The following is a 21,723-nucleotide window of genomic DNA, read 5'->3' as shown; positions in this document are numbered from 1 at the left end:
ACTTTACGCCGTCTTAAAAACTAAACTGTTTATGAGAAAATGGCTGCTGCTGGCCTATGCCGCACTATTTTTACCGCTAATCACCAAAGCTATAAACCAGGATTCTCTCTGGATGTATGAACACTACACCAAAAAGGAAGTAACCATTCCTATGCGTGATGGTGTAAAGCTGTATACGGCTATTTATATTCCAAAGGATCAATCGGAAAAGCATCCGATCCTGATGACCCGTACTCCTTATTCTGCCGGTCCTTACGGCGAATCCAAGTTCCGCGCTATATATGCGAATCAGTACAACCGTTACCTGCATGAAGGTTATATCATGGTAGTACAGGATGTGCGCGGATGCTGGATGAGTGAAGGACAGTTTGTGAATGTACGTCCTTACAATCCTAAAAAAGGCAAAAAGGATATTGATGAATCAACAGATACTTACGATACTGTAGACTGGCTGGTAAAGAATGTGGCAGGCAATAATGGTAAAGTAGGCCAATTCGGTATCTCTTACCCTGGTTTTTACTCTACTATGGGCGCTTTAAGCAATCATCCTGCGTTGAAAGCGGTAAGTCCGCAGGCGCCGGTTACTGATTGGTTTATGGGAGACGACTTTCACCACAACGGCGCTTTCTTCATCGCAGATGCGTTTCCGTTCTACACTAGTTTTGATCGTCCTCACCCTGCTCCTACTTCTAAAGGACCGGAAGGATATAAGTTCTATACCCGCGATAACTACAAATTCTATCTGGAAACAGGTCCGCTGAAAAACTTTGCCAAAATCATCGGCGACAGTATTAAGTTCTGGCATGAAATGTATGCCCACCCTACTTATGACGATTATTGGAAAGCGCGCAATGTCCGTAACTTCCTTACAGACGTGAAACCAGCGATGCTCGTAGTAGGCGGCGTATTTGATGCAGAAGACTGTTTCGGCGCATGGAATACCTATAAAGCCATTGAGAAACAAAGCAAAGGTACCAACAACCGTATTGTAATGGGCCCTTGGTATCATGGTCAGTGGGCTTCCAAAAACGGTACTCATTTAGGTAATATCCGTTTTGACAGCAATACATCTGACTGGTATGCAGAGAATGTAGAAGTACCATTCTTTAACTATTACCTGAAAGATAAAGGCAATGCAACGGATATTGCAGAAGCTACTATTTTCTTCACAGGTGAAAACCAGTGGAAAAAGCTGCCTGTATGGCCTCCGGCAGATATGCAGGAAAAGAATATCTATCTACAGCCTGATGGCGGTTTATCTTTCTCCAAACCAACTGCCGACAATAGTTTCAGCGAATATGTAAGCGATCCTGCCAAACCGGTTCCTTATACAGAAGATGTGCATTTCACCCGTACTATTACCTACATGACAGATGATCAGCGTTTCGCCAGTCGTCGTCCGGATGTAGTAGTATTCCAGACGCCTGTACTTGATCAGGATATCACTCTGGCGGGTCCGTTGGTAGCTGATCTTATTGCCAGCACCAGTGGTACCGATGCAGACTTCATTGTAAAGGTGATTGACGTATTCCCAGATGATTTCCGTTATGAAGCGGATGCACCGAGCGAACATGGTCGCGTGCCATCTTCTACTTACCCAATGGGCGGTTACCAGATGCTGGTACGTGGAGAAGTAATGCGTGGTAAGTTCCGTAACAGTTTTGAAAAACCGGAAGCATTCATTCCGAATCAACCTTCAGCAGTGAAATTCACGCTCCCGGATGTGGCGCATACTTTTAAGAAAGGACATCGTATCATGGTACAGGTACAGAGTAGCTGGTTCCCGCTGGTAGATCGTAACCCGCAGCAGTTCATGGATATCTACCAGGCTGATGCGAAAGATTTCCAGAAGGCAAATATTCGTATCTATCACGATGCTGCTCATCCTTCCAGTGTTGTACTGCCAATCGTGAAGTAATAAAATTCTACAAGGAAATATTGCAATCGTCCGCCAATAGGTGGACGATTGTCATTTAAAGCCAAAGCGGTATCTCCCCCCACCTCCCCACTCGATCCAGTCTGCATCTCCGCCATTTATAGTTTTTAAGCCTATCTGCACGAAACCATATTTCTGGATATTATACCTAATGGCTACACGAAGAAACCAATCCCCTTTATAGTTATCGCGTCTCCACAAATAAGTACCTCCCTGGGTTATAATTTCAAAATCGCTCAGGTGTACGCTATGGCCTATGTGCATGCCCAGCAGCATACGATCTGTAGCTCTGTCTGTGCCATATTCTTTACGATAAACCCAACCCAGACTTCCATCATAAAAGCCGTCCACTCCCAAAGCTACGCTACCAAAATTGCTGTATCTGTAGGCATCTTCCAGCACCAGGGAAGCGGTGCCATAGGACGCCTTCACACTATCATCAATACTCAGTTGCACAGATCCTATTGCCAGGTAAGCGCTTAGTTGATGATAATGCCTGACCGGAATAATGGGTTTGAACACATAGGTAGGTCTTCGGGAAGCGATGTAATTACTGTCAATTTGCGTGCGAACAATCCTTGTGATAGAGTTATAGTGATAGCGTATGCCTACGTTTCCTCCCAGCATATTCAGGCCCAGATTTGGCATAGACATGCGCCCGTTGGAGAAGTGGGTAAGATCTACTCCATATACAAGATCTAGTGTTTTGGTTATTTCCCATACGCCGCCTACATCTGCATTGAAATAGACATCCACTTTGGAGCCAATGGCATCATTGTTAGGGTTTTTCAGGGAGTCATATGGGGCCAGATCATAGGTGATACCCAGGGACAGGCCTACTACAAAGTAATGCTTCTTACGTCGGTGCACGGGCGCATAAATAAATCCGTAGACCCCGCTGGGATAGCCCAGTTCAGCTGGGTTACCAATATTGCCGGTATAAAACCCAACACCGTAACTGGGGCAGTTAAATACCCGCTGCCAGTTTTCCCGGCCGGAGGATTGCCATCCCAGGCGTACCTCTACCGCCTTATAACCATGATCAAGGGCACTTGTCAGCTCCCCGCCAGTATATAAGTGTTCGCCTGCATGTAGTTTTAATTCCAGGTACTTATGACTACCCAGGTTGGGGTCCATTTTCGCTCGTTGCCATAAGTCGGTTGAATCCTGGCCTTGTACAGATAGGGCCAGCAACAGCAAGTAACAAATAACAGTTATATATTTCATAATTCCGATACTATTGGCTTCAACAATTGGCGGGATGTTTTTGTTGGATTTGCTTAACTTGCGAGAATATCCCTTAAATTATAAAGGTTATAATCAACATTATGCTAAAGAAATACATTTTCCTGGGTGCACTGGGAGTATTGTCTGTAAAAGGTTTCAGCCAGACTAAGCCTGCTGCCAAACCAGCAAAAGCTACGGCTAAACCTGCGGCGAATTCTATCCTGAAAACCCGAATTGACAGCGTAAGCTATGGCATAGGCATTAGTATCGCTGAAAATATCCAGGCGCAGGACATGGCAAATGTCAATGTAGCTGTCCTGAGCAGAGCCATCTCCGATGTGCTGAAAAAGAATCCTCAGTTACTAACAAATGAACAAGCAAATATGAGTATCAGTAATTACCTGCAGCAGCTGAAAGCAGAAAAATCTGCTAAGAATAAAGCAGCCGGTGAACATTTCCTGGCAGAGAACAAGAAGAAACCTGGTGTAGTGACGCTGCCTAGCGGATTACAATACCAGATACTGAAAGAAGGTAATGGTGAGAAACCAACCTTGAATGATAAAGTTAAAACGCACTACCACGGTACATTAATCGATGGTACTGTATTCGATAGCTCAGTAGAAAGAGGCGAGCCGATTTCCTTCCCTGTTAGCGGCGTTATCAAAGGCTGGACAGAAGCACTGCAACTGATGCCAGTAGGTTCTAAATGGAGACTGTTCATCCCTGCTGATCTGGCTTATGGCGATCGTCAGGCAGGTCCGAAAATTGGTCCGGGCAGCGCCCTGATCTTTGATGTGGAGCTGCTGGAAATTGTAAAGTAGTCTTACTAAATAATTAATAAAATAAAAGCAAAATATGAACGTCTGCGACGTTCATATTTTGCTTTTATTTTTGTCTGTTGTCCCTGCCCAGTGGGCAGGGACAACAGACAAAAGATTTTACATGATCACTGGCTATAATAAAATTGCCTGGCAAAAAGCCAGGCATTGTTTTGAAATCCTCTTTTCCACTTAGGATTGCTTAAACACTCTTGGTCTGCGTTGTTCCAGCAACATGAAATCTGCCAGCACCATTGCAGTAACTGCTTCCAGCACAACAGGAACACGTAGTGCAATACAGAGATCATGTCTGCCTTTTACACTGAATGTTTCCACTTCACCACTTTTGATGTTGAGTGTTTGTTGTTCTTTAGGCGTACTGGAGGTAGGTTTCACGGCTATACGAAACACCAGCTGATTGCCATTTGTAATCCCGCCGACCACGCCACCGGCGTGGTTACTAGCGGTTTTACCGGTTTTATCAATAATAGGGTCATTATGTTCAAGGCCTTTCATTTTGGCGGCAGCGAAGCCTGCGCCGAATTCAATTCCTTTTACGGCAGGAATAGCAAAAACGGCATGTGCCAGGGATGATTCCAGCGAATCAAAGAAAGGTTCTCCCAGTCCGATGGGCAGGCCGTCTACTCTACATTCTACTACACCGCCAACGGAGTCTTTTGCTGCAATAGCAGCTTCCAGGCCTTCTTCGGGGTTGCTATAGCCGCCTACTTCCGTAATCACTGCATTTACCTGGATGCTATCGCCGAGGATTTTCTTTGCGATAACGCCGGCAGCCACCAGGTTGAGTGTGAGACGGCCGCTGAAATGCCCGCCGCCACGATAATCTTCAAAACCGCCGAATTTCTCTGTTGCCACAAAGTCGGCATGACCTGGGCGGGGAAACTCGCGTAATTTTTCATAATCGGTACTACGGGTATTATTATTTTCGAACATGATCGTAACCGGAGCGCCGGTAGTATGATCGTTGAATACGCCTGATTTCAGGAAAGGAAGGTCTTCTTCTTTGCGAGGAGTGGTTCCTCTGGAGCCTCCTTTGCGACGTTCCAGGTCGGCCAGGAAATCTTCCTGTTTCAGGGAGATACCGGCAGGTACGCCATCGATATTCACACCGACGCTGGCCCCATGGGATTCTCCAAAAACATTAACCCTGAATATTCTGCCAAAACTGTTCACACGCTGAGAATTTAATTAAGATAAATATGTTGATATCCGGATAGCAAGGCTACTAGGCGTTTACCGTAGTTTCCACCTTTCCGCCGATTTGACGCAGGTGGTCATAGAATTCCGGATAGGATTTATTGATCGCTTCTGCATTTTCAATTACGACCGGAGCATCTGCCGTTAATGCTGCCACAGCACAAGCCATAGCAATACGGTGATCGTTATGAGAGCTGACAGTAGCGCCTTTGATACCGGTACCACCATGTACCAGCATTTCATCGCCGTTCAGATCAATACGAATACCCATTTTACCAAACTCCTGCTGTAATGTAAGTCCTCGATCACTCTCTTTGTGCGCCAGTCGGCTAACACCCAGAATTTTCGTAGTACCGTTACAGTTAGCAGCCAACGCTACCAGTGGCGGAAACAGGTCAGGACAATCTGTAGCATCAAATTCAAATGCTTTCAGACCATCTTTTTCGATGTTCATGGTAAACATGCCTGGCAGGATATAAGCGCCTGCCGAGCGCAATGCATCCAGAATAGCTTTATCAGACTGGGCTGATTCAGTGTTCACATGATGTACCTCTGCTCTTCCGGCCACGGCAGCAGCTACCAGCAAAAAGGCAGCGCCACTCCAGTCGCCTTCCACGGTATATTCCTTTGCTTGATATTGTTGTTTTTTACCGAAATGGAAGGTTTCAAAATTTTGTTGCTGAACCTGCACACCAAAATGTGCCATCAGTTGAAGGGTTAAAGCAATGTAAGGTTTGCTTTTCAGGTCCTGTACAGTAATGGTTACATTTTCTGCAGCATTACCATAGGCCATGAGCAGGCCTGTCAGGAATTGGGAGCTGAGACTACCATCGATAGTGATATCGCGGGGTTGCAGTGGTCCCTGAATATGAAGGGGTAGTTTACCTTCGCGGGAAGTAACTTTCACTTCCAGTTGTGGTAATACCTCTTCGAAGAAGTTCATTGGGCGGGTAGTGAGACTACCATGACCATTGATCGTAATTGCTTGTGATGCCAGTGCAGCTATAGGCGTAAACATACGGATACCCAGTCCGGATTCTCCACAATTTATTTCGTTAAGGCGGGGCTGGATACCATTGCTGTCGATTTCGATCACATCTGCTTTGCGAATAACTGTGGCGCCTAATTTTTCAGCCACATCCATTGCTGCCAGACAGTCGTTGCTCAGGCCCGGGTTACGGATAATGCTTTTGCCATTGGCCAGCAGGGCGGCTGCTACCGCGCGCTGCATCGCACTTTTAGAAGGGTTGGCCGTAACCGTTCCGGATATCCTGGCCGGGAATACAGTAACTTGCATATATTTATTTCGTATAGCCGTTTTAGTTAGTTAGATAAAATTTACAACTGCTGCATCATTGCTTTCAGTTCATCCAATGGAACCGCTTTGGTAGTAGCTTTCCCCAGTGTTTCCAGCAGTACAAAATGAATACTGCTTTTTTCACGTTTCTTATCCAGTTTGAAGATATCGAAAGCGGCTGCTTTATCGGACGTAAATGCCACCGGCAGCTGGTAGTCGGCAATCAGGCGAATCAGGCGCTGGGTCTGATCGGAAGGGAATCCCATCAATTGTTCGGAGAACCTTGCGGCAGCTACCATACCTATTGCCACTGCTTTTCCATGTGCAATATGCTCCAGTTTTTCCACTGCATGTCCGAGGGTATGACCAAAGTTCAACCAGCGACGGGGGCCGGTTTCCAGCTCATCTTCCAGCACTACTTTGGTTTTGGCATCTACTGATTTCTCTACCAGGTATTGCAGTACTTCCACATCGCGGGCGAGTGCACGCTCTTTATTTACCTCCAGATAGTCGAACAGTTCCGCATCCATGATGCAGGCGTATTTGATGATTTCAGCGAATCCGTTATGCCATTCTTCATCTGGCATTGTTAACGGTAACGCATAATCGAAGAGGATAAATTCCGGTTGGGTAATGGTGCCCAGCAGGTTTTTTTGTTTACCATGACTAACGCCATTTTTACCTCCGATAGAAGCGTCTACCTGTGCCAGCAATGTTGTGGGAACAAAGCCGAAAGGGATACCTCTCATATAGATACTGGCAGCGAAGCCGGCAACATCTGTGAGCATTCCGCCGCCAATCCCTACCAGGGTGGTTTTGCGGTCTGCCTCATAGCTGATGAGTCCATCGATGATTTTCTCCACCGTAGCCATGTTTTTCACTTCTTCACCAGCGGGAACGATGATCTTTTTCCATCCCTGCAATTTCGCGCCATGCTGAAGTTCCACATTTTCATCGATCACGAGTACGGAGCGGTGAATATCCACATGATTGCCCAGGTGCAGCAGACTTTCCCCGAGGAAATACCTGGAAGTCTGCTGCCTGAATTGATGAGTTTGTATCTTCATACTGTTACTTGTCTTCGTTCATTACCCTGTTCTGGCGGTTGATAGATTCCAGGTGAACAGCATCGAAGTATTTCAGGATGAATTCCTTGGTGAGGCCCAGTTTCTCGCCTTTGGCGATGTTGCGCTCCAGGATTTCATTCCAACGGTTAGTTTGGAGAATGGTGATATTATTTTCTTTTTTGTAGGTACCTATTTTCTCAGCAATCTTCATACGATTACCCAGGAGCAGCATGATTTCATCATCTACCTGGTTGATTTGCGCACGCAGTTTTTCCAGGGCAGAGTTGAAGTCTTTTTTATCGGTATGTTCACGACGCCAAACGATAGCATCCAGCATTTCAGCGAGTTTCTCAGGAGTAACCTGTTGTTTCGCATCAGACCATGCGTTATCTGGATCCACGTGTGTTTCCAGCATCAGACCATCGTAATCCAGGTCGATTGCTTCCTGAGAAACTTCTTGCAGGATATCGCGGCGGCCGGAGATATGAGAAGGATCGCAGATCATAGGCAGTTCAGGCATACGGCGTTTCAGCTCGATAGCCAGGTGCCACATTGGAGCATTGCGGTATTGAGTATTACCGTAGCTGGAGAATCCACGGTGGATCAGGCCTACTTTAGAGATACCTGCTTTCTGAATTCTTTCCACAGCGCCGATCCAGAGTTCCAGATCAGGGTTGATAGGGTTTTTAATCAGTACAGTAGTATCCACGCCTTTCAGCGCATCTGCCACTTCCTGTACAGAGAAAGGATTCACAGTAGTACGGGCTCCTACCCAAAGGATATCCACACCAAAGTGCAGGGCATCTTCCACTTGTTTAGCGGTAGCAACTTCCACAGCCAGCGGCAAACCGGTCAGTTCACGCGCTTTCTGGAGCCATGCCAGACCTTTAGTACCAATACCTTCGAAAGAACCTGGACGGGTGCGTGGTTTCCAGATACCGGCGCGTAAAACGTCTACCTTACCTGTTTTCTGTAAAGCCAGTGCTGTAGCCAGGACTTGTTCTTCTGTTTCTGCACTGCATGGGCCGGAGATGATCAGCGGCTTTTTGTCCGAAGAAGGATCGGAGAATTTGGTGTTAGCAAGAATCTGCTCCATTGTAGTATGCTGTTCCATAGTATTAAGTTACTGCGTTTTATCTGATTAATGTTATTTCAGGATTTTCCTGATTTTATTTGACTTTTGAATAAGCTTGTAGAAAGTATCGTAATCTTCTTCTTCCAGTAATGTTTTCATTTGCTGTAACTGGTGAATATGTTCTTCCAGTACGTCCAGCACATTGCTGCGGTTATGTTTGAAGATAGGCACCCACATATCAGGGGAGCTTTTCGCGAGGCGGACAGTAGATTCAAAACCACCGCTGGCGAGTTCGAAGATGCGTCCCTGTTCTTTTTCTTTTTTCAGTACTGTCAATGCCAGTGCGAAAGAAGTGATATGGGAGATGTGTGACACATAGGCCGTGTGAAGGTCATGCTCTTCAGCGTTCATGTACACCGTGCGCATTTGCAACTGATCCACCATATTTTCCACCATTTCCAGTGCATCTTCATCGCTGTTTTTCACATCGCAGAGCACCATTGTTTTATTGGTGAAGAGGTTTCGTACAGCTGCATCGGGGCCGGAATACTCGGTGCCGGCCATCGGGTGGGCAGCCACGAAGCGACCTCTGTTTGGATGACCGGCAACGAGTTGTAAGATATTTTTCTTGGTAGAACCAACATCCATAATTACTTGTCCGGGTTGTACCTTATCCATCAGGATGGGGAGTACTTTCAGTACCGCGTCCACTGGGATAGCCAGCACAATAAGATCCGAACGTTTCATTGCCTCTTCCAGCGAAGCGCCTTCATCGATGATGCCCAGTTCTTTGGCACGCTGCAGGTGTGATTCCTGCTGATCCACCCCGATGATATGACTGGCTGCACCTTTCTCTTTCAGGCTGATAGCCAGGGAACCACCGATAAGACCCGTTCCTATTATTGTAGCAATCATCGTTATTAGTTATTAATCGTGTTTTTTATTCTTTCAATGGCTTCATCAAATACTTTGACATCCTGACAAAGACTTACTCTGATATATCCGTTACCGTTACTACCGAAGATGCCGCCGGGAGTGATAAATACGCGGGATTTATAGAGTACTGCATCGCTTAGCGTATATCCGTTATCGTAAGTAGCAGGGATCTTAGCCCAAACGAACATCCCTACCTGGTTTTTATCGTATTCGCAGTGCAGCATGTCCAATAGTTGGAATACCTTTTCTCTGCGGGAGCGGTAAATAGCATTCAGTTGATCATACCAATCTTTTCCCAGTTCCAGGGCTTTAACAGCCGCCATTTGCAATGGTTGGAACATACCGGAATCCATATTGCTTTTGAAGCGTAACACTTCGTTGATCCATTCTGCTTTTCCTACCAACATTCCCACGCGCCATCCCGCCATGTTGGAGGATTTGCTCAGGGAGTTGAGTTCCAGTACCACTTCCTTTGCGCCTTCTTCCTGGAGGAGACTTACAGGTTCCTCATTGAGGATGAAGCTGTAAGGGTTATCGTGGCAGATAAGGATATTATTAGCTTTACCGAAAGCGATCAGTTTTTGAGCGAACTCTCTCGTAGCTTTAGCGCCGGTAGGCATATTGGGGTAGTTTACCCACATCAGTTTCACTTTGCTGAGATCTGTTTTTGCCAGTGCATCAAGATCAGGCAGCCAGTTATTTTCAGCTGTCAGGTCATAGTCTCTGACAGTAGCGCCGCTGAGGCTAACTGCAGAGCGGTAGGTAGGATATCCTGGGTTAGGAACCAGCGCTTCATCGCCTGTTTGCAGGTAGGTCATACAAATATGCATGATACCTTCTTTAGAGCCGATGAGCGGGAGTACTTCCGTATCAGGATTCAGCGTTACATGGTAAAAGCGGTGGTACCAGTCGGCCATTGCTTTACGCAGCGCGGGAATTCCTTTGTACCCCTGATAAGCGTGCGTGTTAGGTAGTGCTGCATTGGAGTGCAGCGCTTCTACAACAGAAGGATGTGGGGGCAGATCCGGGCTGCCGATACCGAGGTTAATTACTTTGGTACCATCCTGATTCATCTGTTCAATTTCGCGCAGCTTTTTGGAGAAGTAGTATTCTTCCGTGCCTTGTAATCTTTTAGCTACCTGTATGTGCATATAATGACCTGATTAAAGCGTTTTACCTTTTTTGTAGATACCTAATACTTTGAGGTGTTCGGTATGTTGTTCAATTTCTTTGAGTGCCTGTTGGAAATCCTGCAGGTTATCAAATTCCATATCCGCGTGAAAGTAGTAATTCCATACTTTGGCGGGGATTGGGAAGGATTGCAGTTTAGAGAGGTTAATACCTGCTTCTGCTATCCTGGTGAGCACGCTGGCGAGACTTCCGCGTTCGTGGCTTGTTTGAAAATACACGGATGCTTTATTGGCATCTGGCGCGGTTTCAACTGGTTTTTTAGAAACGGCGAGGAAACGTGTATAGTTATTTTTGTTGGTATGAATATTTGGAGCGATGATATCGAGTTCGAATATTTCTGCTGCGAGACTGCCGGCAATCGCTGCTGTAGATTTCAACTTTTTGCTGCGAACGTGTTTAGCGCTGAGGGCGGTGTCTTCGGTTTCAACCAATTTGATGTGAGGGTATTTTTCCAGGTAGTCCATACATTGAAGTAATGCCATTGGATGGGAATGTACTTCTCTGATATCGTCCATTGTCTGGCCTGGTAATACCATCAGGTGTTGATTGATTTGCAGGTAGATTTCTCCGATTACGTGCAATCCTGAGTTTTTGATCAGGCTGTAATTGGGCAGGATGCTGCCTGCGATGGAGTTTTCGATGGCCATGATACCGGCATCCACATCAGGTTGTTGTTTTACTTTTCTAACCAGTTCAGCGAAAGACGCGCAGTTTTCCGTTTCGATATTTTTACCGAAATACGATTGAGCTGCCACCTGGTGGAAACATCCTTCAAACCCCTGTATCGCAATTTTCATGTGTATGTGATTGATTGAATATTATTTTTAGTTGCTGTAGCAACTAGCTACCTAAAACAGAAAGGGCCCCGACAACGGGACCCTTTGCTATTAGAACTTTGATATTTAAAGTTTGATTATTGCAAACGAGTCCCCGGCTTCTTCGCATAAAAGAAGTAAGAGAAGTAATAAAAAAAGTAGCTAGTGAATTGCTTTTTCATATAATGAATATTGCTAAATCAAAAAAGGCCCCCCGTTTCGCGGGAGGCCTTTTGTTAAGTATCTTTTATTTTAGTACACAAATGACCTCCCTATTCCTGGTACCAGAAATAATAAAAGCCAAAAAAACCAAAAGTCACTTGTGTGTTCATTATCGTGTTTGTTATTTTTCGATGATGGAACAAAAATACAACGTGATTTTAATTTTCCAATAGCCAAGACCGAAAAATTTTCTTTTTTCAAAAATGACACCTTTTTATTGAATATTTTTTAATGCTTGTAAAAAATGGAGGGGTGGAATTAATGAAATCAGGGGTTATTATTTTAAATAAGTGAAAGCGGGCTAAGCTGTTGGATCAATTATATTGATTAGTTGGGTATTAATTTCGAAAAAGAGGGCTTAGGAAATTGGGGCGCAATATTAACCGTTGTATAGACAGTATATGTAGAGGGGCATTTATTAGCTTTAAATAGAACGGCCTTTATAATAAGATAAAAATGTTGGCGACTCTGGCTGCTATAAAATAAAAAACCGTCTCTACTGAATAGAGACGGTCATTTATTAATATGCGTTGTGTTGCAAATTAGTGTTTAGCAGCAGAAGAATCAACAGCTTTAGCTACGGAGTCAACAGCTTTTTTAGCTGAATCAGCAACAGCACCTACTGCTTGGTTAGCAGCGTTTGCAGCAGAGTCAATTGCTTGAGTCGCTTGAGTTGCAGTAGAGTCAGCTTTCTGTTCAGAAGCACCACCACCGCAAGCAACTGCGAAAATACCGAAAGCGAGAGCTAAGAAACCAAATTTGATAACGTTCTTCATTGTACAATAATTTAGGATGTTTTTTGAATGATTTACCTTTTATACCCAGATCACCCAAAAGGTAACCCATTGTTTTAAAAAATTTTTTTTTCGGTACTTTGGGTTACCAAAAGCCTTTTAACTGTATTAAAGAGTGAAGCATATTCAAGACATAGGAAAAGACAAGGATTTATTGCTGGGATTGGCAAAAAATGATGGTAAATCATTGGAAATCATCTATTCAGAGAATTTTCCAGTTGTTTTACGCATGATTTTACAGCATAATGGGTCTGAGGATGATGCCAAGGATGTGTTCCAGGAAGCCATTATCGTATTATATGAGAAGGTATGTGGTGGGGACTTTACACTGACGAGCCGGTTAAAAACCTTCCTCTATTCTGTATGTCGCCATCTCTGGCTGAAAAAATTACAGAGCAACCACGGCCTTTATGCCTTACCTGTCGAACTGGAAGAAATCATCCCGGCAACGGACGTAATAGATGAACACGAGGCGAAAGATGAACAATATAAGATAATGGAACATGCCATGGGAAGCCTGGGGCAACCATGTAAGACCATTCTGGAAGATTATTACCTGCATAAGAAATCCATGCAGGAAATAGCGGAGAAATTCGGGTATACCAACTCGGAAAACGCCAAAACCCAGAAGTATAAGTGTCTGATGCGACTGAAGAAAATATTTTTCGACAAATACAATACATCATTATAAGCAGCCATGAAAGAAGATTTGTTTCTGATCAGCGAAATTGAGCGTTACCTGGAAGGGGAAATGACAGTGCAGGAGAAAGCTGCCTTTGATGAATTGCGTCGTACCAATCCTCAAATTAACCGCCAGGTGGAAGAGCACCAGCTCCTTTTACAGGAACTGGACCACATGGGCCGCCGTCAGCAACTCCAGGCCCAGATGGATGCCATCCATGGCGAACTGGATATGAGCGCTTTACGTATGGAGGCGATGGAAGCCAACCAGGCTGCCAAGCGTACCCGTATACGCCGCCGTACCATTACCAATCTGGCTGCTGCAGCCTGTATTGCCCTGGTGACCTCTCTGTCTACCATTGCTATCCTGCAGAACAACAGCCGTAATAAATCTACTGCCCAATACGAGGACGTAAGACGCGTACTGAATAATATTCAGCGCTCTCAAAACGCTCTTATCAACGATATCAAGGACAAAAACAAAGCACCTGTCAATCCCGGCACCTACGGCGGTACCGGTTTTGCCGTATCTGGTAATGGTTACATCGTAACCAACCTACACGTAGTGGCAGGCGCCGATTCCATATACGTACAGAATACCAAAGGAGAAGCATTTAAAGCGGTTAGCGTTTTTGAAGATATTTCCAGCGACCTCGCTGTGCTGAAAATAGCAGACAGTACCTTTAAAGGCCAACCACTGCCTTACGCACTCAAACCGCAGAGTATTACCCTCGGTGAAGAAGTATTTACCATGGGATACCCAAGAGATGAAATCGTTTACGGCAAAGGTTATATCTCTGCTAAAACCGGCTTCAACGGGGATACAACCGCCTACCAGGTATCTATCCCTGTCAATCCAGGCAACAGTGGCGGTCCACTGTTGGATGCTAAAGGCGATATCGTAGGTATTATCACTGGCAAACAAACCACCGCAGATGGCATCGCCTTCGCAGTGAAGTCAGCTCATCTTAAAAGATTGCTGGATGAAATGCCAAAAGATAAACAACCTAAAAAAGAATGGAGCCATAAAAGCAAACTGGATGGCCTCAGCCGCGTAGACCAAATCAAAAAAGTAGAAGAATTCGTATACCTCGTTAAAGTATACAACTAATCATATGGCCTGCTTCGCAGGCCACCAACTATTTATCATTTTGCATCATTAGGAGAAACCCACCACTTAGTACCAATCTATTTACCTGGGATATTAAGTAAAAAGGGAACGCTTACTCCAGCTAAGCAAGATGCCAGCTTTTCTACTTTGTAGCCAATGACCAAAAGCTGCAAAGTGATTATCTGCAATATTTCACTAAAAGAAATCCACATACTCAACTACTTCCAAAAATCCGAGAACGATTTACCAGTTGATGTATTTAGTGGTAATACCTGTGTGAAATGAATACTGTACAAAGCATTCCAGGTATAAGAAGGGGCTACTCCTTTCATCCTGCCGCATAGGCAATCCGCATTACGCACGAAGAAAAAGAATAAAATCACGGGTTTAATTGTAAAAACCCAAAAAAATCATTAGCTTTCGGAAAGTGCCATACCTACAGACCTTAAACATGATGGGAGTTTAGCGTCGAAATTTTAAGTACCAACTTTGGCCAGTGTGCACGTGTCTCCCTAAACAATACTAATAATCTTGCTTTTAACTGGAAAATGAAAAATAAAGAAAGGGCCTGCTCTATGCAGGCCCTTTCAACTTATGTGCAGTTCGTTTATATACCGAAAAGACTAAAACTTGGCCTTTTTAGCTCAAAACACCCATTTTATATAGCAATGGTTCCCCTGCCGACCTATCCCCTATCAAGGATATTCATACCAAAAGAAAGGAAAAAAGAAAGGGAGCCAGCTTCTTGCAGGCCCCCTTCTACTATAAAAAAGCGTTTGGTTTATTTCTTCATCCAGCTTTTATACTTGTCTGTTATCCAGTAGTATAAATCATTGGTATCCATTGCCCGCATCTGATCATAGGTAGGATAATTATCCCGCATGAAATGCTGCAGCGAATCTCCACTCAAACCAATCACACGATTTACCAATATCGGTGTAAACCTGGAATCAATGTATTTTTCCTCCTCCATCTTCACATAATTCTCCTTAAACTGCCGTTTCTGCTTCTCTTTTTTGGAAAACCGGGTAATCGGGCTGAATACGATCCCTGCTCCCTGAGGGGTATTTCCTCCTGCCAACGGTTGATTCGGCAGATCCAGGAGATAGCCATACTGCTCCCTTCTGGCAATGGAATCCAACTGATAAGGGGAATACTTCGCACTGATATCCACTCCTTTCAGGAATTTACTGGTCACCGTCATTTTAATATTGATCGTCTGATCGCCGGAAGCTGCAGTAACCATCACTGTATCGGAGTTGTAGCCCACGAATGAAACGGTGAGCCTGTCGCCACGAGAGGCTGAAATCCGGTAAAAACCTCCCTGGTCCGTGACGGAATGCTTACCGGTTTTGAGGTTAGTAACAGTTGCATAAGGCAACACCAACCGGTTCGTATCAGATACCACCCCAGTCACCGTCACCTGTGCCTGAACGAGCTGTACGGTTAACCATCCCCATGCACAGCATAAGGCTAAAATGCGGGCAAATTGCTTCATAATTTCCTGTATTAGTTTAAATCCTAACGAACAACTCCTTCATTTCAACAGCTCAGGGACTTCTTATGTTCAAGTAATTAACAATACAATATTAGGGTTTAGTCGCATATTAAAGTAAAAAATCCTTGCGACGATATATCGCAAGGATTTCAGTTATTGACCATAGCGCCAGTAGCGCCGGTTATCTGATTTGTTAAATTTTACAGGACTTCTGCTTTAATACGGGTGTCGAATGTTTTTGTTTCACCCGGCGCCAGTTGTACCAGTCCCAGACCATTATTAAACGCATTTGGCGCACCGGTCAGGTTCTCGATGGCAATACTGTTGCGATGCGGCGGAATATAAATCTGCAATACGGGATAACTTTCTCCTGGGAAGAAACTGATACGGATTTGTTTCTTCGGATCATGCAGCACCGCTAACGGCTGCGCCTGTACGAAGTCCAGCAGGAAGGAATTATCCAGCTCCACACCCGCCAGCAGTTTACCTTTCGTAAACTCCGTGTAAGGCAGCACCTTTCCGGTTGGAATTAATTTAGCGTCGAATTCCACTATTTCCTTAGAGGCGAAAGTCAGTTCCAGTTCATCCACCGGCGTACCAGTAGTGAAGTAAGGATGCCATCCATCCATTAGCGGCATTACCTCATTACTTCTGCTGGCGATGCTGGTGCTTACCTGCAACTCATTTCCTGGCAACAGGGTGTAAGTAGCGGTGCAATCATATGCAAATGGATATCCTGCATCTGTCAGCTCATAGCTATAAGCCAGTGTTACAGTCGCTTTGTTGTCGTCCGCCTGTTGTGCCACCACATTGAATGGCGCATCGTACAATAAGCCATGGATCGCATTTCCCGGAGCTATAGTCTGTTCCAGCAGATAGTCTTTTCCATTGAAGGTATACCTTGCATCTTTAATTCTACAGGCATATGGACTCAGTTTTACATTCTTAAAGCTGCTTTTCAAATCTTGCTGCATATCTGCCAGATCGCGGTAACTGTCAATCAGATTGAGGGTTTCCGCTCCTTTTTTAATCTTGAAGCCATGCAGCAGAGCGCCGTGTGCCGGGATGATTTCCACTGTGGCGCCCAGCTCATCTTTCAGCGCTAAGATATCAAAGCCTGCTTCCTGTATTGAATGAATACTAAATCTCATTGTTCCTGTTTTTTGAAATGAAGGCTTACAAAATAGAAAATATTAAATACAGTTGTTAATAATATTTTCCAGCCATTCCTGTTTACCGCTTACCAGCTTAGGTTCCGGACCAGCAGCGGCAATATTGCGCAGGTCTTCGAGCGTCAGTTGGCCTGCTTCGAAATCTTTACCTTTTCCACTGTCGAAAGATGCGTATCTGTCCTTACGGAATTGCTTATACGAAGTTTGTGTCAGTACTTTTTCCGCTACGATGGCTGCGCGCGCGAAGGTATCAATACCACCAATATGTGCATGGAAAATATCTTCCAGATCGGTGGAGTTACGACGGGTTTTAGCGTCGAAGTTTACGCCGCCACCAGCGAATCCGCCAGCTTCCAGGATGATCAGCATACTTTCGATAAGATCATTCAGGTTGGTAGGAAACTGGTCAGTATCCCAACCATTCTGGGCATCGCCACGGTTAGCATCGATGCTGCCCAGCATACCTGCATCGGCAGCTACCTGCAGTTCGTGTTGGAAGGTATGGCCTGCCAGGGTAGCGTGGTTTACTTCTATGTTCAGTTTAAAATCTTTATCCAGTCCATAATGGCGCAGGAAGCCTATTACGGTCGCACTATCGTAATCGTATTGGTGTTTCGTAGGCTCGCAAGGTTTAGGCTCGATGAAGAAAGTACCTTTGAATCCTTGTTTGCGGGCATAGTCACGCGCCATGGTCAGGAAGCGCGCCAGGTGTTCCTGTTCGCGTTTCATATTAGTATTCAGCAAGGTCATGTAACCTTCGCGGCCACCCCAGAAAACATAGTTTTCTCCGTTGAGGGCAATGGTAGCATCCAGGGAGTTTTTCACCTGAGCGCCGGCATAAGCCACTACAGAGAATTCAGGGTTAGTGGAAGCGCCATTCATATAACGGGGATTGCTGAATACATTGGCTGTTCCCCAGAGTAGTTTTACGCCACTCGCCTGTTGCTTTTCTTTTGCATAGGCTACTATTTGCTGCATGCGACTTTCATACTCCGCTACGTTGCTGCCTTCATCTACCAGGTCTACATCGTGGAAGCAGTAATAAGGCAATCCCATTTTGGTGATAAATTCAAAGGCTGCATCCATTTTATCTTTCGCGCTCTGAACGGCATCCGTGGCTGTCAACCATGGAAATTGCTTTGTACCGGGACCAAACGGATCGCCACCGGTACCGCAGAAGGTATGCCAGTATGATACTGCAAAGCGGAATAATTCCTTCATTGATTTGCCGGCGATGATTCTGTTTTCATCATACCAGCGATAGGCCAGTGGATTATCCGTGTTTGGGCCTTCATAGTTGATTTTACCTATGCCTTTAAAATACTCGCTGTTTCCAAGTGTAATACTCATAACTATGTGGATTTTTAATTTAAAGATTATCCGCATTCTCTCCGAGAGAGAGACGTTGTTTTAGTCCGTACAGCCAATGTCCGTAAGCCTCCAGGTACTGTTGCTGCAAGTGCTGCTGCGGTTCTATAACAGCCAGGCATTCCATGCCATGAAAGGCTGTCTTAAAGTTATAATATCCGGCGCCGGTAGCGGCTCCTCTGGCGGCGCCCTGTGCTCCGTCTGTATTGTATAGTTCAATTACCACATTGGCAGTATTGGCGAAGGCTTCGCGGAAAAGTGGACTGAGGAACATATTTGCCTGTCCTGCCCGTACCCGGTGAATAGAGGGGCCCATTTCTGCCATGATATCCATACCATAGTTCAGACCAAAAACAATTCCTTCTTGTACAGCGCGCAGTAAATGCTCTTTGCCATGGAGATTGAAGTCCAGCTGACTAACGGTGGCCCCTATACGCATATTTCCCAGGATTCTTTCAGCGCCGTTGCCGAATGGGAATACCTGTAATCCGCCGGCGCCAATAGGCGCAGTGGCGGCCAGTTCATTCATTTCGGGATAGCTCATATCCCCTACTGCCGATTTAAGCCAGCTGTTGGCAATACCGGTGCCATTCAGACACATCAGGACGCCATTGCGTACGCCGCCGCCGTCCATGTTATTCACATGTACGAAGGTATTCACTCTGCTTTGGCTATCATGTGCATGCTGATCGCTGACAGCGTACACCACACCGGAAGTACCCGCTGTGGTAGCGGCTTCGCCGGGTTGGAGCACATTCAGGGAGAATGCATTATTAGGTTGATCGCCGGCTCTGTAAGTGACAGGCGTACCAGGATATAGTCCCAGGATCTCTGCGGCGGCAGTTGTCAGCAGACCTTGTTCGCCAAAAGTGGGTACTATAGCAGCAAGTAGCGCGGGATCAATGTTATAATATCTTAAAAGTTCGTCGGCTATGGATTGGCGGGTAAAATCCCAGAAGGTGCCTTCAGAAAGGCCAGATACCGTAGTGGCGATCTGTCCGGTGAGCTTCATCGCAATGTAGTCTCCCGGCAACATAATTTTATGGATACGTTCATAAACATGCGGCTCATTTTCCTGTACCCAGCGTAGTTTGGAGGCGGTAAAATTTCCTGGAGAGTTCAACAGGTTTGTGAGACAGTATTTTTCCCCGAGTGCATGGAGGGCCTGGCGACCGGTTTCTACAGCACGGCTGTCACACCAGATGATAGCGGGTCTCAACACCTGCTGCTGTTTATCTACGCATACCAGTCCATGCATCTGGTAAGCGATCCCAATACCTTTTACTGTTTTGGGGTCGAAGCTGAGTTGTTGTTGTAATAATCTCGTGGCATTAATCACCTCACTCCACCAGCGATCGGGATCTTGCTCAGCCCAACCGGTATGTAAAACCTGCATGGGCATTTCTCTGGAAGGGCTGATAGCAGCGGCCAGGCATTTACCGGAATCTGCATCCAGTAATGCTGCCTTGATAGAAGAAGAGCCTATATCGTAGCCTATAAAATACATGTTGAAATGATTTTTCGTTGGCAATAGATATCCAGTGGTCGCACCTAATAAAGGTGCGACCTACTGAAGTTATATATTTTTAAGATTAAACGACTACCAGAAAACAGTGTAGAGCGCCATCAGGATGCCGCAAATCAGCACTGCACCAACAGTAAAGCCCAGTGATGGTTTGAACATAGAAGCATCGATAGCCAGTCCTTTCGGATTGTTTGCACTCTTTGGATTAGCCAGGGTGATGATCACCATACCAATCACGCAGATCACAAACACGATACCCATTCTGTCGATGAATGGAATTTCATACAGTCCTGAATCCGGGTTGAGAACGGATAAGCCAATGGAGTACAGGCTTTCCAGGTTTGCGAATCCAGGGAGGAATTTGAAGAAGAAAGACAGTAACAGCCCACCGATCATAGCGAACAGGGCTGCGCTGGAAGTAGTGCGTTTCCAGAAGAAGCCCAATGCGAACATCGCGAATACGCCCGGAGATACGAAACCGGTGTATTCCTGGATGAACTGGAAGCCTCCTTTTTTGTCGATACCGAGGAAGTTGGAAATCACCACGGCAATCACCATGGTTACCACTACCACCATACGACCTACACTTACAATTTTCTTTTCATCTGCCTCTTTATTATAGATTTTCTTATAAATATCCAGGGAGAAGATGGTGGAGATACTATTCGCTTTACCTGCCAGGGAAGCCACTACAGCGGCGGTCAGGGCGGCAAAAGAAAGTCCTTTCAGCCCAACAGGCAGCAGGTTCAGCAATACAGGATAGGCGTTATCTGCATTTAAGGAACCACCTTTTGTCATTTCTTGTTGGAACTGACCTTCTTTCCAGAGAACAAAAGCGGCGATACCTGGTAAAACCACGATGATAGGCATCAGCAGTTTCAGGAAACCTGCGAATAACAGACCGTTACGGGCTGTTTTGAGATCGGCGCCCAAAGCGCGCTGCGTGATATACTGGTTACATCCCCAGTAGTTCAGGTTTACAATCCACATACCTCCAATCAGTACGCTAAGTCCCGGCAGATCCAGGAATTTAGGGTTCTCCTTATGGATAATCATGTGGAAATGATCGCTGGCATGTTCTGTCATCAGTTTGAAGCCATTCAGTACGCCGGTGCTACCAAACTGGCTGGATACCAGTTGCAGCGCCAGGTAAGTGGTAGCCAGACCGCCCAGGATCAGGAAGAATACCTGGATTACGTCTGTGTAACCGATTACCTTCATACCGCCCAGGGTAATGATGATGGCGAATACTGCCAGGCTCACCATACATACATAGAAGTTAATCCCGGAAATGGTGGTGATAGCCAACGCACCCAGGTAGAGGATGGATGTAAGGTTTACAACCACGTACAATAATAGCCAGAATACCGCCATGATGGTGGCTACCGTCTGATTATACCTGCGTTCCAGGAACTGGGGCATGGTATAAATCTTGTTTTTAAGGTAGATCGGCAGAAAGAAGATGGCCACCACAATCAGTGTCGCTGCTGCCATCCATTCGTACGTGGAAATCGCCAGACCGATGTTAAACCCGTTTCCTGACATCCCGATAAACTGTTCAGCGGAGATGTTGGAAGCGATCAGGGAAGCGCCAATGGCCCACCAGGTAAGAGAGCCTTCCGCGAGGAAGAAGTCTTTCGAGTCGGTTGTTGCCTTCTTTTTCTTTTTGTAGATGTAGTACCCGTATCCCGCAACGATGATAAAATAAATGAGGAAAACAAGGTAATCAAGATAATGAAGCGTGTGATTCATAACGTTCAAACGTGGTTGTT

At 45.5% G+C, this 21,723-nt stretch carries 18 protein-coding genes; 4 read left to right on the top strand and 14 right to left on the bottom strand.

Annotated elements, in window-relative coordinates; translation table 11 throughout:
* Positions 1-31 precede the first annotated feature (31 nt).
* Positions 32-1,918: a CocE/NonD family hydrolase gene (locus tag CLV59_RS02630; protein WP_111590441.1), complete on the top strand. Its 1,887-nt coding sequence runs from the start codon at positions 32-34 to the stop codon at positions 1,916-1,918.
* Positions 1,919-1,969: 51 nt separating this feature from the next.
* Here the strand turns inward: CLV59_RS02630 and CLV59_RS02625 are convergent, their stop codons facing one another.
* Entirely contained in the window at positions 1,970-3,163 is a 1,194-nt protein-coding gene (locus CLV59_RS02625; RefSeq protein WP_111590440.1) for an acyloxyacyl hydrolase, read from the bottom strand.
* 101 nt (positions 3,164-3,264) lie between these two features.
* Between CLV59_RS02625 and CLV59_RS02620 the strand changes: the two genes are divergently transcribed.
* Positions 3,265-3,984, top strand: coding sequence for an FKBP-type peptidyl-prolyl cis-trans isomerase (locus CLV59_RS02620; protein WP_111590439.1), 720 nt, complete (start codon positions 3,265-3,267; stop codon positions 3,982-3,984).
* A 189-nt stretch (positions 3,985-4,173) separates the two neighbouring features.
* On the opposite strand, the gene CLV59_RS02615 is transcribed toward CLV59_RS02620, so the two are convergent.
* From CLV59_RS02615 to CLV59_RS02575, 8 genes are all read right to left on the bottom strand, one after another.
* Positions 4,174-5,175 carry a chorismate synthase gene (locus CLV59_RS02615; protein ID WP_111590438.1) on the bottom strand — a complete coding sequence of 334 codons (1,002 nt, stop codon included), beginning with the start codon at positions 5,173-5,175 and terminating at the stop codon, positions 4,174-4,176.
* Positions 5,176-5,227: 52 nt separating this feature from the next.
* Positions 5,228-6,496, bottom strand: coding sequence for a 3-phosphoshikimate 1-carboxyvinyltransferase (gene aroA / locus CLV59_RS02610; RefSeq protein ID WP_111590437.1), 1,269 nt, complete (start codon positions 6,494-6,496; stop codon positions 5,228-5,230).
* Positions 6,497-6,537: 41 nt separating this feature from the next.
* On the bottom strand, positions 6,538-7,563 hold the full coding sequence (aroB, locus tag CLV59_RS02605; RefSeq protein ID WP_111590436.1) for a 3-dehydroquinate synthase: 1,026 nt from the start codon (positions 7,561-7,563) through the stop codon (positions 6,538-6,540).
* A gap of 4 nt (positions 7,564-7,567) precedes the next feature.
* Positions 7,568-8,677 carry a chorismate mutase gene (locus CLV59_RS02600; RefSeq protein ID WP_233180703.1) on the bottom strand — a complete coding sequence of 370 codons (1,110 nt, stop codon included), beginning with the start codon at positions 8,675-8,677 and terminating at the stop codon, positions 7,568-7,570.
* A gap of 33 nt (positions 8,678-8,710) precedes the next feature.
* On the bottom strand, positions 8,711-9,553 hold the full coding sequence (locus CLV59_RS02595) for a prephenate dehydrogenase (protein ID WP_111590435.1): 843 nt from the start codon (positions 9,551-9,553) through the stop codon (positions 8,711-8,713).
* Positions 9,554-9,558: 5 nt separating this feature from the next.
* Entirely contained in the window at positions 9,559-10,725 is a 1,167-nt protein-coding gene (locus tag CLV59_RS02590; RefSeq protein WP_111590434.1) for a pyridoxal phosphate-dependent aminotransferase, read from the bottom strand.
* 12 nt (positions 10,726-10,737) lie between these two features.
* Positions 10,738-11,562, bottom strand: coding sequence for a prephenate dehydratase (locus tag CLV59_RS02585; protein WP_111590433.1), 825 nt, complete (start codon positions 11,560-11,562; stop codon positions 10,738-10,740).
* Positions 11,563-12,344: 782 nt separating this feature from the next.
* Positions 12,345-12,578: a hypothetical protein gene (locus CLV59_RS02575; protein ID WP_111590431.1), complete on the bottom strand. Its 234-nt coding sequence runs from the start codon at positions 12,576-12,578 to the stop codon at positions 12,345-12,347.
* A 133-nt stretch (positions 12,579-12,711) separates the two neighbouring features.
* Here CLV59_RS02575 and CLV59_RS02570 point away from each other — a divergent pair, with 133 nt between their 5' ends.
* Positions 12,712-13,287, top strand: a complete 576-nt coding sequence (locus CLV59_RS02570; RefSeq protein WP_111590430.1) for an RNA polymerase sigma factor — start codon at positions 12,712-12,714, stop codon at positions 13,285-13,287.
* A 6-nt stretch (positions 13,288-13,293) separates the two neighbouring features.
* On the top strand, positions 13,294-14,388 hold the full coding sequence (locus CLV59_RS02565; protein ID WP_111590429.1) for a S1C family serine protease: 1,095 nt from the start codon (positions 13,294-13,296) through the stop codon (positions 14,386-14,388).
* A gap of 781 nt (positions 14,389-15,169) precedes the next feature.
* Here CLV59_RS02565 and CLV59_RS02560 read toward each other — a convergent pair.
* The 5 genes from CLV59_RS02560 to CLV59_RS02540 form a co-directional block, all read right to left on the bottom strand.
* Positions 15,170-15,886 carry a carboxypeptidase-like regulatory domain-containing protein gene (locus CLV59_RS02560; RefSeq protein WP_111590428.1) on the bottom strand — a complete coding sequence of 239 codons (717 nt, stop codon included), beginning with the start codon at positions 15,884-15,886 and terminating at the stop codon, positions 15,170-15,172.
* Positions 15,887-16,086: 200 nt separating this feature from the next.
* Positions 16,087-17,037 carry an aldose 1-epimerase gene (locus tag CLV59_RS02555; RefSeq protein WP_111590427.1) on the bottom strand — a complete coding sequence of 317 codons (951 nt, stop codon included), beginning with the start codon at positions 17,035-17,037 and terminating at the stop codon, positions 16,087-16,089.
* A 42-nt stretch (positions 17,038-17,079) separates the two neighbouring features.
* A complete protein-coding gene (gene xylA, locus CLV59_RS02550) occupies positions 17,080-18,408 on the bottom strand; it encodes a xylose isomerase (protein ID WP_111590426.1) in 1,329 nt (442 codons plus the stop codon).
* A gap of 19 nt (positions 18,409-18,427) precedes the next feature.
* Positions 18,428-19,933, bottom strand: coding sequence for a xylulokinase (locus CLV59_RS02545; RefSeq protein ID WP_111590425.1), 1,506 nt, complete (start codon positions 19,931-19,933; stop codon positions 18,428-18,430).
* Between the two features lie 93 nt (positions 19,934-20,026).
* Positions 20,027-21,703 carry a sodium:solute symporter family transporter gene (locus CLV59_RS02540; RefSeq protein WP_111590424.1) on the bottom strand — a complete coding sequence of 559 codons (1,677 nt, stop codon included), beginning with the start codon at positions 21,701-21,703 and terminating at the stop codon, positions 20,027-20,029.
* Positions 21,704-21,723: the final 20 nt, after the last annotated feature.

The organism is Chitinophaga dinghuensis, from assembly GCF_003259435.1.
Classification (GTDB): domain Bacteria; phylum Bacteroidota; class Bacteroidia; order Chitinophagales; family Chitinophagaceae; genus Chitinophaga; species Chitinophaga dinghuensis.
This window is presented reverse-complemented; position numbering and strand designations above follow the sequence as displayed.